13 protein-coding genes and 2 pseudogenes are annotated in these 12812 nt (G+C 65.5%); 12 read left to right on the top strand and 3 right to left on the bottom strand.

Going from position 1 to position 12812, the window contains the following annotated elements:
- Positions 1–5: 5 nt before the first annotated feature.
- The 3 genes from G6N61_RS01785 to G6N61_RS01775 all read right to left on the bottom strand — a co-directional run bounded on the left by G6N61_RS01785 (position 6) and on the right by G6N61_RS01775 (position 3036).
- Positions 6–1361 carry an MFS transporter gene (locus G6N61_RS01785; protein ID WP_163916745.1) on the bottom strand — a complete coding sequence of 452 codons (1356 nt, stop codon included), beginning with the start codon at positions 1359–1361 and terminating at the stop codon, positions 6–8.
- Between the two features lie 39 nt (positions 1362–1400).
- The gene (locus G6N61_RS01780; protein WP_163916743.1) at positions 1401–2294 is read right to left on the bottom strand and encodes a shikimate dehydrogenase; all 894 of its coding nucleotides are present in this window, start codon (positions 2292–2294) and stop codon (positions 1401–1403) included.
- 100 nt (positions 2295–2394) lie between these two features.
- Complete coding sequence (locus G6N61_RS01775; protein ID WP_163916741.1) at positions 2395–3036, bottom strand: TetR/AcrR family transcriptional regulator; 642 nt, start codon at positions 3034–3036, stop codon at positions 2395–2397.
- A gap of 411 nt (positions 3037–3447) precedes the next feature.
- On the opposite strand from G6N61_RS01775, the gene G6N61_RS01770 reads away from it, so the two are divergent.
- The 12 genes and pseudogenes from G6N61_RS01770 to G6N61_RS01720 all read left to right on the top strand — a co-directional run bounded on the left by G6N61_RS01770 (position 3448) and on the right by G6N61_RS01720 (position 12726).
- Positions 3448–3828, top strand: coding sequence for an ANTAR domain-containing protein (locus G6N61_RS01770; RefSeq protein WP_163916739.1), 381 nt, complete (start codon positions 3448–3450; stop codon positions 3826–3828).
- A 1163-nt stretch (positions 3829–4991) separates the two neighbouring features.
- Positions 4992–5447 (top strand): hypothetical protein, encoded by a 456-nt coding sequence (locus tag G6N61_RS01765; protein WP_163916737.1) that lies wholly within the window; start codon positions 4992–4994, stop codon positions 5445–5447.
- Positions 5444–6808, top strand: coding sequence for a hypothetical protein (locus G6N61_RS01760; protein ID WP_163916735.1), 1365 nt, complete (start codon positions 5444–5446; stop codon positions 6806–6808). The genes G6N61_RS01765 and G6N61_RS01760 overlap by 4 nt, the downstream gene beginning before the upstream one ends.
- A gap of 522 nt (positions 6809–7330) precedes the next feature.
- On the top strand, positions 7331–8008 hold the full coding sequence (locus tag G6N61_RS01755) for an adenylate/guanylate cyclase domain-containing protein (RefSeq protein ID WP_235887371.1): 678 nt from the start codon (positions 7331–7333) through the stop codon (positions 8006–8008).
- A 53-nt stretch (positions 8009–8061) separates the two neighbouring features.
- On the top strand, positions 8062–8676 hold the full coding sequence (locus G6N61_RS01750) for a methyltransferase family protein (protein WP_163916730.1): 615 nt from the start codon (positions 8062–8064) through the stop codon (positions 8674–8676).
- A 28-nt stretch (positions 8677–8704) separates the two neighbouring features.
- Complete coding sequence (locus G6N61_RS01745; protein ID WP_163916728.1) at positions 8705–9034, top strand: ArsR/SmtB family transcription factor; 330 nt, start codon at positions 8705–8707, stop codon at positions 9032–9034.
- Positions 9034–9734 (top strand): annotated as a pseudogene (locus G6N61_RS01740) (cation transporter). The gene G6N61_RS01745 and the pseudogene G6N61_RS01740 overlap by 1 nt, the downstream one beginning before the upstream one ends.
- Complete coding sequence (locus G6N61_RS01735; protein ID WP_163916726.1) at positions 9734–10081, top strand: DUF3703 domain-containing protein; 348 nt, start codon at positions 9734–9736, stop codon at positions 10079–10081. Before G6N61_RS01740 ends, G6N61_RS01735 begins: the two are co-directional and overlap by 1 nt.
- Before the next feature lie 171 nt (positions 10082–10252).
- Positions 10253–11077, top strand: a complete 825-nt coding sequence (locus G6N61_RS01730) for a serine hydrolase (protein ID WP_163916724.1) — start codon at positions 10253–10255, stop codon at positions 11075–11077.
- 75 nt (positions 11078–11152) lie between these two features.
- On the top strand, positions 11153–11728 hold the full coding sequence (locus tag G6N61_RS01725; protein WP_163916722.1) for a copper resistance CopC family protein: 576 nt from the start codon (positions 11153–11155) through the stop codon (positions 11726–11728).
- A pseudogene (locus G6N61_RS30725) lies at positions 11706–11942 on the top strand (AraC family transcriptional regulator); the annotation flags it as partial. The gene G6N61_RS01725 and the pseudogene G6N61_RS30725, both read left to right, overlap by 23 nt.
- A 136-nt stretch (positions 11943–12078) precedes the next feature.
- Entirely contained in the window at positions 12079–12726 is a 648-nt protein-coding gene (locus tag G6N61_RS01720) for a MerR family transcriptional regulator (protein ID WP_198339322.1), read from the top strand.
- Positions 12727–12812: the final 86 nt, after the last annotated feature.

Raw genomic sequence — 12812 nt, 5'->3', positions numbered from 1 at the left:
TCTCCTCAGTGATCGACGAGGTTGCGCGCGGTGGTGGGCTTGTCACCCAGCTCCGCGGTTGGCACGTCCTTGGTCTCCTTGGCCGTGAGCGCGGCGGCCGAGGCGATGAGGCAGACGACGGCGGTGAAGATGCTGATGACCACCCAACCGCCTTCCTCCACGCCACCGAGTGCAGTGACGATGGCCGGGGCGAAACCCGCGACCAGGAAGCCCAGTTGGGTACCGATGGCCAAGCCGGAGAACCGGACTCGGGTGGCGAACATCTCGCCGTAGAACGACGGCCACACGGCGTTGGCGGCGGCGTAGCCGAACGAGAACGTGGCGATGGCGAGTGCGAACATCAGCACGTCGTTCCCGCCGCTCATCGACAGCAGGTAGAACGGCATCAGTGCAGCCGAGGACAGCGCGCCGTAGATGAACACCGGCTTGCGGCCGATCCGGTCGGCGAGCTTGCCGAACAGCGGTTGCGTGCCGAGGGCGACGATGTTGGCGACCACCACCAGCCACAGCGTCTCGTCGGAGTTGAGGCCCATCTTCTTGCCGTAGGCGATGGCCAGATTGGCGAAAACCGTCGACACGGCCGCGATGAAGGCGCAGAAGATGACACGGAGAACGTCACGCCAGTGGTTGCGCATCAAGGGCTTGAGCGGCATCTTGGCGATGGTGCCGCTGGCCTTGGCGTCCTCGAACTCCGGCGTCTCGTGCAGGCGGCGGCGGATGAAGTAGGCGACCACGACCACGACGGCGCTCAGCCAGAACGGAACTCGCCAGCCCCAGGAGTACAGGTCTTCGTCGGGCAGTGCGACGATCGGGATCACGACGAGCGAGGCGAGGATCAGGCCGCCCTGGGTTCCGGTCAGCGTCCACGACGTGTAGAACGAGCGCTGGCCGTCGGGCGAGTGCTCGAGGGTCAGCGAGCTGGCGCCGGCCTGTTCACCTGCGGCCGAGAAGCCCTGCAGCAGGCGGCACGTCACCAGCAAGATGGGCGCGAGCACTCCGACCATGCCGTAGGTGGGCAGGCATCCGATCGCGAATGTCGAGACACCCATGAGGATTAGGGTGAACATCAGGACGTTTCGGCGGCCGATCCTGTCACCGAAGTGGCCGATGACGAACGCGCCCACCGGCCGGGCGATGTAGGCGACGCCGAGCGTCGCGAACGACTGTGCGAGCGCGACGGTTTCGTTGCCCTCGGGGAAGAAGACCTTCGGGAAGACAAGCGCCGCAACGAAGCCGAATACGAAGAAGTCGTAGTACTCGACGGCGCTGCCCATGAAGCTGGCCAGCGCGGCCTTCTTCGGCGTCCGCTCGGGTACGGCGGCGGGGACGCCGTCGGGTGGAGTGCTGTCGATGATGCTCATGGGTTCCTCCTGCATTCTTCGTTGAATGGGTTTTGCGAGTTACGTTGCAAGCGTGCGGAAGTGGCGTGACATGCGGTCGGCGTCCGGGGTGATCCCGGTGATCAACTCGAAGGCGATGCTCGCCTGGTGCACGGCCATGTGGCCGCCGTCGAGGGTGCGACAGCCCGCAGCGCGGGCCGCGGCGAGCAGCTCGGTGTTCAGCGGCCGATAGACGATGTCGGCCACCCAGAGGTCGGGCCGCAGCAGCGCGGCGTCGAACGGCATGCCCGGGTGATCCGCCATGCCCGTGGGCGTGCAGTGCACGACACCGTCGGCCAGCGGCACCAGGATCGACAACTTGTCGAAGGCCGACGCGTCGACGCGAGAGTCACGGTGCCGCGCTGCGAGATCGCCGGCCAGTGCAGTGGCACGGTCGACGTCGAGGTCGACGATGGTGAGGTATTCGGTGCCCAGGTCGAGGAGGGCATGCCCAACGGCTGCGCCTGCTCCCCCGGCTCCGAGCAGCACCACGCTGCGGGTGGCCGCGCCGGGCAGCCCCTCGGCGAACCCCGTGCGGAAACCCGGTGCGTCTGTGTTGTAGCCGACTGCGCCACCGTCCTCGTCCCCGGGTCGCTTTGCTCCTGCCCGCCGGCCCCCGAAGACCACCGTGTTCACCGCGCCGAGGGCGGCCGCCTCGTCGTCCAGCGCGTCGAGGTGCGGGATCACGGACTGCTTGCACGGATGCGTGACGTTGAGTGCGTCGAATCCGAGCGTGCGCGCCCACGTCAGGATGTCCCCGATTCGGTCGGGCGCGAGGCCGACGGCGTTGAGGTCGATCGTGCGGTAGACGTAGTCGAGCCCATTGGCTCGGCCTTCGGCCATGTGCAGCGCCGGAGTCAGGGACGGACCGACGCCTTGTCCGACGAGACCGACCAGGTACGGGCTGGGAGCCACGCGGCACCGCCTCTCAATGTACTAACTAGTTCGTTAGTAATCGAGTACAGCACTGTGGCCTGGGTCTCGTCAAGCAATTGTGTGTGAGCCGGATCGCCCGTCAGGAGGCGGTGAGCCAGCCGACGACGACGTCGCCGATCATTCTGCGCAGATGAGCCCGGCGCCGGGAGTCGGTGAAGTCCACGTCGAACAGGAACCCGAACGTGTAGCGGTTCGCGACCTGGAACACGCAGTACGAGCTGATCAGCAGGTGGACGTCGAGCGCCTCGACGTCGTCGCGGAACACACCCTGGGCGTGGCCGCGCGCGAGGATCTCGTCCAGTAGCGAGGTGGCCGGCTGGCCGAGGCTACGCAGGGATTCGATGCGCCCGATGTACTCGCCGCGGTGAATGTTCTCGATGGCCACCAGGCGGATGAAGGCCTGGTGGTCGAGATGGTGATCGAAGGTCAGCTCTGCCAGCTTGCGCATCGCGACCACCGGATCGACGTGGTCGACCTGGAGCCGCTGCTCGGCCTCACGAATGCCGCGGTAGGCGTGCTCGAGAACGGCCATGTACAGGCCTTCCTTGCCGCCGAAGTAGTAGTAGATCATCCGCTTGGTCGTGCGGGTGCGTTCGGCGATCTCGTCGACCCGGGCGCCCGAGAAACCCGACTCGGCGAAGACCTCGGTGGCAACGGCAAGCAGATCCGCGCGGGTGCGCTCGGCATCGCGCTGCAGCTCGGGGCGGGGCTCGCCAGTCACCCCGTGAGCTTACTGGCGGCCTGACACGGCTCGACCCGAGCACGTCGTGAGGCCGCGGTCTGCTCGCCTGAGACGAGGGCCAATCGGGTCACCGCGACTACCTCGTACCCGGCGACGGCCTCAACCGCCTCAAGCCAATTCGCCGCCAGTGCTCTGATTTCGGCGTGAGTCGTGCGCTTGCCGCCGTGATTGCCCGAGAGATGCTGCGGCGCAACCGGACCGCGCGTCCGGTGGAGAGACACCGGCAGAGGCGATGCATCGGCCAGACTTCTGTAGTACGGGATCCACTGCCGCTGTGCGTCCAGCAAGAACTCGGGCTCGTGATTGGCAATTACGTCGATTTCGAGGGCGCAAACTGAATGACTGACCGCCCGCGCCACTCCCATCCGCGGCGAGGGAAAGCAGAGGCTCATGACGAGCCGTGAAGACCATGACGCTGGTGCCATCGAGCGCGGCGTCTACAGCTCGCTGTCGTTTCAGCTCTGCACTCACAAGAAGGGCGGGGCTGCGCTCAACCTGTTCAGTCGCGTACCGCAGACCTTCGACATGCATACGGAAACCATCGGCGCCATGCTCGCGACGCAGGCGGCTATCGCGATCATCGCCAGCGACCGCCATACGCAGTTCGAGTCGGCGTTGGCCAGCCGCGATCTCATTGGTCAGGCCAAGGGAATAATCATGGAGCGCTTCAAGATCGACGCGGTGGCGGCCTTCGAAATGCTGCGCAAACTGTCGCAGACCAGCAACGAAAAGCTCACTAGCATCGCCCAACGCGTCGTGGAGACCCTCTGACGGGTTTAAGGGTTTGCTGTTTGGCAGCCCACTAGCAGGGGTAGGCAAACTAAGTAACGACCCGAGATCGCTTCAAACCGGGGGTATGAATAGTGCAGCTAACCGAGGTAGCTCACCGTGAGAAGTTGCTGAGTGACATTTCGTCAGCTGGACAGCGCTTGCGCAATTCCAAACGGTCGCGCGACCGGGCGATCATCGCGATTGCCGAAGCTCACTTGCAGTTGGCCGTCGACCGCGCCCGAAGACGCGGTATCCAATGGGGCGAGATCGGCGAGATACTCGGCATCGCACGCGGTTGCGCCTATCAACGCTACCGAAGGCCGCTGTAAACGCGGGCCGCGAGCGATCGGGCGACGGAGCTTGAGCCGCAATCATGCTGGTGGGCGCGGAGGGTTTCGAACCCCCGACCGCTGGTGTGTAAATGCCTTTGACCAGCGTTTATTGCATTTCACCGTGTTCACTCTGTGCCTATATGTCCAGGTCAGCAGGTTGCGACTGTCTCGCCCTGTCTCCACCATCTCGCGCGTTTCTGCGGGTCTTGGCACACTCTTGGCACAGCGGGGGTTTTGCATTCTTTCCGCGAGGGAACAGCCAGCGGTCATTTCTAGCCACCGCTGCCACCAGATTAAGTGGACCGGAACCAACGCGGCGCTAATTCCGGCGCTCCTAACGATCGCCCGCTGCCGCGCCTCTTGGCTACGCCCGCCGCCGTGACCGCCCGGGTGAAGAGACCGGCTCGGCCGCCGTTGCAGGGTTCCATGAGGCGCCACGTCTACGACGGGTAGTAAACGGTACCGCCGGTTCGGGTATGTTGCTGTACCAAGTACGGGGCAGTCCGTAGTTTGCCCCGGATTCTTCATTGCCAGTGCCCCGTCGCCTTGAATGGAACTGGAGGGAAACAGTGCTCATCACCGACGTCGCCTGTCGGCGCTTGAACGGCGCGCTGCCGCCAAACGGCCGGCAGGCGGTGATTGTGTGACGCTGTCGTCTTCTTCCTACCTGGCCACCGATGTCGGGCTGTGGATGTCGCTCCCCGCGTTCGGGCCGGCCCTCGCTGTAGTGGCGGTGGTGTTCGTCGTCATCCGTCGCGACCGTCGTCGCCACCCCGAGGTCCCCGAAACGACTGAGAATGAGCCGCCACACGACGGAAGGACCGAGAATTGATGGTCACCGTGAAGTGCCCGACGCGCGCCGTGCCGGCCGTCCTGATGCTCCTGGTCGTCGGTTGCGGGTCCACGTCGACGACAACGCAGTCGCAGTCGTCGAGCCCGTCGGCGGAAAGCACGGCCTCGAGTTCGGCTGGTGGACCGTCGTCGAGTGAGCCGGCGCCGCCGACACCGGCAAACGCCGACCGCACGACGGTCGACATCACCATCGCCAACGGCGCGGTGACTCCGACCAATGGCCAGGCCACCGCATCTGTCGGCAAGCCCATCGTCTTGCAGGTCGCCAGCGACACCGCAGATCAACTGCACGTGCACTCTGTGCCCGAGCACACGTTCTCGATCAAGCCGCGTCCCGATCAAAGCTTCGAGTTCACCGTAGACGTGCCGGGCCAGGTCGACGTCGAGTTACACGATCTGAACCGGACCGTCGTGACGATCCAAGTCCGCCCGTGACACCGACGGGTCTCACCTTCGTCGCCCACGGCGTTGGCGGTTCTACCGACCTTCCCGTGCCGCTGTCGTTCGCTTTGATCGGAGCTGCTTGGGCTCTCACGGCGACGTTTGCGATCGTTGCACTGGCGTGGAAGAAGCCGCGCTTCGATCCGGATATGCCCGGGCGGGACCTGCCGGCGTGGGTTTCCCGAGCGGTGGACTCCCCGATAACCCGTTGGGCCGCTGCGCTTATGGCGTTGGTGCTAGCCGTGTGGGTGGCCGTCGCTGCCGTATGGGGTCCGCCGGGAAGCGACAATGCCCTACCAGGTGCGTTCTACGTCTTGCTGTGGGTGGGCTTGGTCGCCGTGTCCGTCGTCGTCGGACCGGTGTGGCGGCTGCTGTCGCCGTTGCGGACGGTCTACAGATTGGCGAGTCTTCGACGCCGCGAGACCACAGAGGGATCGGTGCGTCCCTACCCACCCAAGTGGGGGTACTGGCCAGCCGCGGTAGGCCTGTTCGCGTTCGTGTGGCTGGAACTGGCGAGCCCGGATCCCGGATCGTTGACAGCCATCAAGACGTGGCTGGTCGTCTACGCGGTGGTGATGCTGGCCGGCGCCTTCGTCTTTGGATCGCGGTGGTTCGCCCGGGCCGACCCGTTCGAGGTGTATGGCATGGCGGTCTCTCGGTTGGCGCCGGTCCGGCGAAGCTCGCAGTCAGGTCGTGTCGAGTTCGTCAATCCGCTCAATCACCTCCCGTCGCTGCCGGTGCGGCCGGGGATGGTCGCCGTTCTCGCGGTGCTGCTGGGATCGACTGCGTTCGACAGCTTCTCCGCGGCCCCGGCGTTCAGGAACTTCGTCGATCGGCATGCGATGTCGGTGCCGGTGGTGGACGAAGCCTGGGGCGCGACGCTGATGCGTTCGGCCGGGCTGCTCCTCTTCGCCTCGGTGGTCGGGCTGACCTTCTGGGCAGCGGCTCGAGCGACAGGAGGCGTGGACGCGGAGCTGCGGCGAGAGCTGCCCGGCCGGCTTGCGCACTCGCTGATCCCGATCGTCGTGGGCTACATCTTCGCCCACTACCTGTCGTATCTGGTTGAGCGTGGGCAGGAGACCCTCGTTCGGCTGGCCGACCCACTGGGACGCGGATGGCATCTGTTGGGGTTGGACGCCGGTGACGTTCAGTACGTGCTGTCGCAGCACCCGTCGGTGTTGTGGTCGATCAAGGTGTCGTGTGTGGTCATCGGACACATCGTCGCGGTCATCGCCGCCCACGATCGTGCCCTGCACCTGCTGCCGCGACGGCATCAGATCACGGGGCAGCTGGCGATGATGCTGACGATGGTGGGCTACACGTTCGCAGGTCTGTACCTCTTGTTCGGCGGATAGCGCAATATGTTGAGCGCGATGAGTTTTTGCTCAACCGCCGCGTGACAGGTGCGTGCGTGTCGGCCGGCCAGCACGAAGCAGTGCGAAGGCGACCAAGATGAGGCCGCCAGTGCCCCCGCCAGGACCCACTACGCCGGGTTCACTCCCGCGGATTGGTCCTCTGCGGGTATGTGTGTCGTCGTAGCTGTGCGTGGTGGGCCGTGCGGTCGGTCGGGGACACCGACGGAATGGACGCAGGGGTGGCCACGGCCGGCGCCGCTGCTTGGACACGCCTCAGGCACGCGGGGTACTAACCCGCCACATCGCTGTTGTGCTCAGTCGTTGGGAGAATGTCCTGTCCTGCCACTCTACGAAGTACATCCGTAGGTGCAGTTCGGCGGATAGCCACATTCGCTCGGCGCTCACGTAGGGGCTTTCTGCTTCAGCGTTCGCTTTAACAAAGTATAGACACATGCGCATGTCACTATGTATTGTGGCGTGATGACGAGACGGCGGGACGGTGACCACGTGGAAGTCCCAACAATGGAACCGTCTTTCGGCCATGCCGATACCAGGGCGGCCATCGTGTTCGTCGACATGTCGGGTTACACGGCGCTCACCGAGGCCCACGGCGATCACGTCGCCGCCCAGTTCGCCGTCGACTTCGCCGACATGGCCACCGCAGCGCTGGGGATCGACGACGAACTGATCAAGACCATGGGCGATGCCGTCATGGTGGCCAGCGCAGACGCACCCGCCGCGTTGGCCTTCCTGCGCCGGTTGGGCGCAGCCGTTGGGCGCGCCGACGGCTTCCCGATGCTTCGCGCCGGGGTCAGTGCGGGGCCGGTGGTGAAACGGGGCGGCGATGTCTACGGGACGACCGTGAACGCCGCCGCGCGGTTGGCCGCGCTCGCTTTGCCCGGCCAGGTCGTCGTATGTCGCGACGTCGCCGCATTTGCGCGCGAGGTCGAGTTGCCCATTGAGGCGCTCGGACTGGTGAGCATCAGGAACATGGCCGAACCGATGGAGCTCTTCGCGGTCGATACCGCCGGGGGTCACCAGCAGCACGTGGACCCGGTGTGCCGGATGCACGTCAATGCCACGTCCGCCGCAGCCACCCTGAGCCGTGACGGACGAATCTACCGCTTCTGCTCGAGGGCCTGCGCCGACCGGTTCGACCCGCGGGCCCAAGATGCAACGGAGTCATCGAATACGCAGTGATCATCCAAAAGCTTTGATTCACAACGGGTACGACACGAGTTGAGGAGGCCGCAATGGCAACGGCAGCATTGGTGCTCTATGGAGTGTTCATCGTCTCGGGGTTCGGATGGCGAAGCTACCGGCAGTGGCGCCGCACCGGATCCACGGGCATGCGTGGCTTCCACGGTCGGCCCGGATCGCTGGAGTGGATCGCCGGTGCGGGCTTCGTGGTGGCAATCGTGTTGGGGGCCGTCGCGCCGATCTTGCAACTTGCCGGCTCACTGTCGCCGGTGGCCGCGGTCGACCACCCTGCGATCGCTGCGCTCGGGACGTTGGCTGCGGTGGTGGGTATCGCGGGGACACTTTGGGCGCAAGAGTCGATGGGCGACTCGTGGCGGATCGGTGTCGACGACGGTGAGGTCACCCGGCTCGTCGACAGTGGGGTGTTTGGGTGGGTGCGCAATCCCATCTTCACCGCCATGTTGGTTTTCGGCGCCGGTGTGGCACTGATGGCCCCAAATCCGTTGGCAATTACCGGGTTCGTGCTCTTGGTGGTGTCGATCGAGCTGCAGGTGCGTGTCGTGGAGGAACCGTATTTGCGTCGCACGCACGGAGAGCGCTACCGCGAGTACGCCAGCCGGGTGGGACGTTTCATTCCGCGCATCGGACAAACGTACAGGGTTTCCTGAATACAGATCGCGCTGTATTGTCAGGTTCATGGAGACACTCGTTCGACGTGACGCTCTGGTGCGGTTCGGCTACGCCTTGTCCGATCCGACGCGCACGCAAATCCTGTTGACCCTGCGGGATGGGGCTCAATATCCGTCTGACCTCGCCGACGACATCGGTGTGTCGCGCCAGATCGTGTCGAACCATTTGGCGTGCCTTCGTGGGTGCGGCTTGGTGGTCGCGGTTCCGGAGGGTCGGCGGGCGCGATACGAACTCGCCGACCCACGCATCGGCCACGCCCTCGACGATCTGACCGGCCTGGTCCTGGCAGTGGACCCCGCTTGCTGCGCTGCGAGCGACGATGACGGGTGCTGCTGATGAGTGACCTCGGACTTCCCTCTGCAAGGCCGGCCGTTTCGGACGAACGCCGCCAGCTGCTGTCCCGCCGCATCCGGTGGTTCGTCGCCGCCACCATCAGCTACAACGTCGTCGAGGCGACAATCGCTCTGACGGAGGGCGCGCGCGTGTCCTCCACGGCGCTGGTGGGCTTCGGCCTCGACTCCGTCATCGAAGTCTCCTCGGCGGCCGCGGTGGCATGGCAGTTCGCCGGCAAGGACCCGGAGTCACGCGAGAAGGCGGCGCTGCGGGTCATTGCGTTCTCCTTCTTCGCCCTCGCCGCCTACGTCACCGTGGACGCGGTTCGAGCGCTGTTCGGTTTCGGCGAAGCTCGCCATTCGACGATCGGGATCGTCCTGGCGGCCGTCAGCCTGGCCATCATGCCCGTCTTGTCCTGGGCACAGCGCCGCGCTGGGCGGGAACTGGGATCGCTGTCTCGGCTGTCGCCGATTCCAAGCAAACGCTGCTGTGCACGTATTTGTCCGGGGTGCTTCTGGTCGGACTGCTGCTCAACAGCGTGCTCGGATGGTCCTGGGCCGACCCGATCGCCGCGCTGGTCATCGCGGGAGTTGCAGTGCGGGAAGGCTTGGAAGCGTGGCGAGGTCGAACCTGCTGCCCCGCGCCGATGATGGCCACGACTAAGGCCGCCTCGACGCACGATTGCGATTGCTGCGAGGACTGATGGAGGGCGCACGTCTCGAACTCCATACTCGCGATTTGTACCGCCGGGAGATGGCCGCCGCGAAGACCGCGTCGACTGCGGACCAACGGTGGAGGCATCTAGAGCGGGCCCACATAGTGTCGCAACCAGATCCGTGGCTACACACGTGTAATCACGCGGCGATGCTGGTGATGGCGCTGCGCGAGCGGAACCGCCGCGAGGCACTTGGCCAGGTGGTCAGGCTGATCGTCGCCGCGCCAGGTTCGATTAGTGGTCGCTACCCACCCGGAAACACCGGTCGGGTCGATGCCGGCTTGATGACTGCAATGCCCATTCCCAGCGACCTCGCCGCGCAGTTGTCGCCGTGAGCGACAGCATTCAACGCTGATTGTTCGTCCGCGGCGTGACGCCCATGAAGTCCGACCTCACGACTCGAGGTGGTACACCTATCTACGTAGCAAGGACGTAGATGGCGCTGAGGCAGGCGGCACCCCGCGAACGAGCGGACGTTCACGCAATCGAAAAGGGGCTCATAAGCTATGCATTCACGACTGTGGGCGGTGCTCGCGTGCCTGTGTGCGCTGCTCTCCGGTCTGGTCCTTGCGCCACCGACCGCCGCGGCCTGCGGGATCAATGACGTCGGGTGTGATTTGCGCGAGCGCATCGCCGAGGCCGAACGCTATGTGGCGACCCGGCCCGGCACGATCGGCTTCGTGCTCCGCGACCGCGTGACCGGGGCCAAGTACCGCAATGCCCATGCCGGCACCCCGATCTGGACGGCCTCGACGATCAAGCTGGCGATGGTCGCCGACCTGCTGACCCGCGAGCGGGCAGGATCTATTCGGCTCGGCGATGCCGACCTGCGCTTGATGGTCGCCATGCTGCGAACATCCGACAACGAGGCAGCCGACTCCTTGTGGTCGCGATACGGCGGAACCGATGGCGCGTTCAATGCCAACCTCGCGCGCTACGGCATGCCCAACGTCCGCCCCCAGTCCGGATTCGGCGACGTGTACCCCTGCTGGGGATTTCAGAAGGGCACCGCTGACGACTTCGACGGCCTGATGAATTACGTGCTGACCGGCCTCACGCCAGCGGACGCGACCGCCGTGTCGGCCGAAATGCAGCGTGTCGACGGCCAGCAGCAGTGGGGAGTATGGGGCGCCGGTGCCTCGATGGCACCGGGGAACAAGAACGGGTGGTCACAGGAGCAGGGCGGATGGGTCGTCAACACCGTGGGCTTCGCGGGCCCGCAGCAGCGCTACACACTGGCCATCATGAATGCACTCGGCGACGAGGGCGGCTACGACGACGGCGTGGCCACCACCACAACGCTCAGCCGCATCCTGCTGGCACCGAGATAGCGGCATCGTGACCACGAATCAGACACGCTGTACGAGAGGAGGTCGGCAACTGTGAACACCGTTGCACGAACGATAGTGGCGCTCCTTGCCGCTTTGGTGGGACTGACGTGCGCAGCCGGTAACGCCGCCGCGCACACCGCGTTGATCGGCTCGGACCCTGCCGCAGGTGCGACGACCGAGTCTGCGCCTGCGGCCGTCACCTTGACCTTCACCGAAGACATCAACACGGCCTTCGCCACTGTCGTCATCGGCGGCAGCGATGATCGCAACTGGGCCGATGGCCCCGCGCAGGTGACCGGTCGCCTAGTGCGTGCCGCCGTGAGCCCCGACCTACCCGGCGCCGGCGACTACACCGTCGGCTACCGCGTGGTGTCCAAAGACGGCCACCCCGTGTCGGGATCCTTCACCTTCACCGTCGCCCCAACCCCCGGGGCCGCCGCACCCCCGACCAGCCCATCGCCAACGAGCACCGCGGCCTCGCCCACGACCACCGCGCCCACCGCCAGCGGCCCACTCGGCTCGGACACCAAGACCTCCGTCCTCACCGCGGCGGTGATAGGTCTGACCTTGGGAGGGCTCATCGCGTTCTGGCAATCTCGGCGACACCGACGCAACAACATCCCGAACGATGAGCCACCCTCACCGGAATAGCTCCGCGGGCGACAGCGGCGCCCCGCCGCGCTGGGGTGGTGCGGCACTCCTGCGGCCGGGAGTGCTCGCGTTCGCCGGGTCTATCGGCTCCACCGACACCCACGCCCACCACGCCGTGCAAGTCACCACCACTGCAACGCCATTGACGGTCATCGATGGGGACGGGGTGGCACACACAGGTACGAAGGTCGTGGTGCCCGCCGACACCACCCACGCACATTGCGGCCGGTGCGTCTCTCACCCCAACAACATTAATTCCCGGCGCAACACTCCTCGATCGGCCTTGCGCTGCAGAGCCACTCAATTCCTGGCTTGACCTTCGAGTCGGCTTGAAGGTTTACCGTCGGGATATGATCACGATGCGGATCTCGGAGCTGTCTCGCCGGAGCGGGGTGCCCGCTTCCACGCTGCGGTACTACGGTCAACTCGGCCTGCTTCCGGCAGAGCGGACCGCGGCTGGTTACCGCGTCTACGACGAGAGAGCCCGTGAGCGGCTGATGTTCATCGAGGCAGCCAAACGGTTGCGGCTGTCATTGCCGGCCATTGCCGATCTGCTCACGGTCTGGCAGTCCGATGCCTGCCGCGCCGTGAAACAGCAGTTACGGCCGCTGCTCCGTGAGCGGCTCGCGGAAACCAACGCCACCATCACTGAACTGGAGTCACTGCGGGACCAATTGGCGGACGCGCAATTTCGTCTCGACGAGCTGCCCGACCGTGACCACCGCTGCGACCCGAACTGCGCGTTCCTGCTCGATCAGCACAAACCCGCCACTGTGCTGCCGCTTGTCGACATCCCGACGCCGACGTCCTGTTCTCTCGGCGGCCAAGAGTATCGCGACCGGCTCGCGACTTGGCACGAGATGCTGGCCGACACGCGCGTAACCCCGACGGCCGACGGATTCGTTGCGACTCTTGCCCTCGCCCAATCCGCCGCGCTGACCGATGTAATCGTCGCCGAGCAGTCATGCTGCTCATTTCTGCAGTTCACCGTCAAGTGAGCACGCACATCGAACTGTCCGTCGCCGGCCCCGCGGACGCCCAGTCGCTGATCGCCGATCTGTCCGGCGTCGCCACCAAGGAGTCA

This window comes from Mycolicibacterium arabiense (assembly GCF_010731815.2).
Classification (GTDB): domain Bacteria; phylum Actinomycetota; class Actinomycetes; order Mycobacteriales; family Mycobacteriaceae; genus Mycobacterium; species Mycobacterium arabiense.
The sequence above is the reverse complement of the archived record's forward strand: the minus strand, read 5'-3'. Positions and strand labels throughout refer to the sequence as shown.

Coding starts and splice junctions, on each gene's coding strand:
- G6N61_RS01785 (WP_163916745.1), bottom strand. CDS start 1,361: ATGAGCATCATCGACAGCACTCCACCCGACGGCGTCCCCGCCGCCGTA.
- G6N61_RS01735 (WP_163916726.1), top strand. CDS start 9,734: ATGGAGGGCGCACGTCTCGAACTCCATACTCGCGATTTGTACCGCCGG.
- G6N61_RS01765 (WP_163916737.1), top strand. CDS start 4,992: ATGGTCACCGTGAAGTGCCCGACGCGCGCCGTGCCGGCCGTCCTGATG.
- G6N61_RS01755 (WP_235887371.1), top strand. CDS start 7,331: ATGGAACCGTCTTTCGGCCATGCCGATACCAGGGCGGCCATCGTGTTC.
- G6N61_RS01745 (WP_163916728.1), top strand. CDS start 8,705: ATGGAGACACTCGTTCGACGTGACGCTCTGGTGCGGTTCGGCTACGCC.
- G6N61_RS01750 (WP_163916730.1), top strand. CDS start 8,062: ATGGCAACGGCAGCATTGGTGCTCTATGGAGTGTTCATCGTCTCGGGG.
- G6N61_RS01730 (WP_163916724.1), top strand. CDS start 10,253: ATGCATTCACGACTGTGGGCGGTGCTCGCGTGCCTGTGTGCGCTGCTC.
- G6N61_RS01770 (WP_163916739.1), top strand. CDS start 3,448: ATGACGAGCCGTGAAGACCATGACGCTGGTGCCATCGAGCGCGGCGTC.
- G6N61_RS01720 (WP_198339322.1), top strand. CDS start 12,079: ATGATCACGATGCGGATCTCGGAGCTGTCTCGCCGGAGCGGGGTGCCC.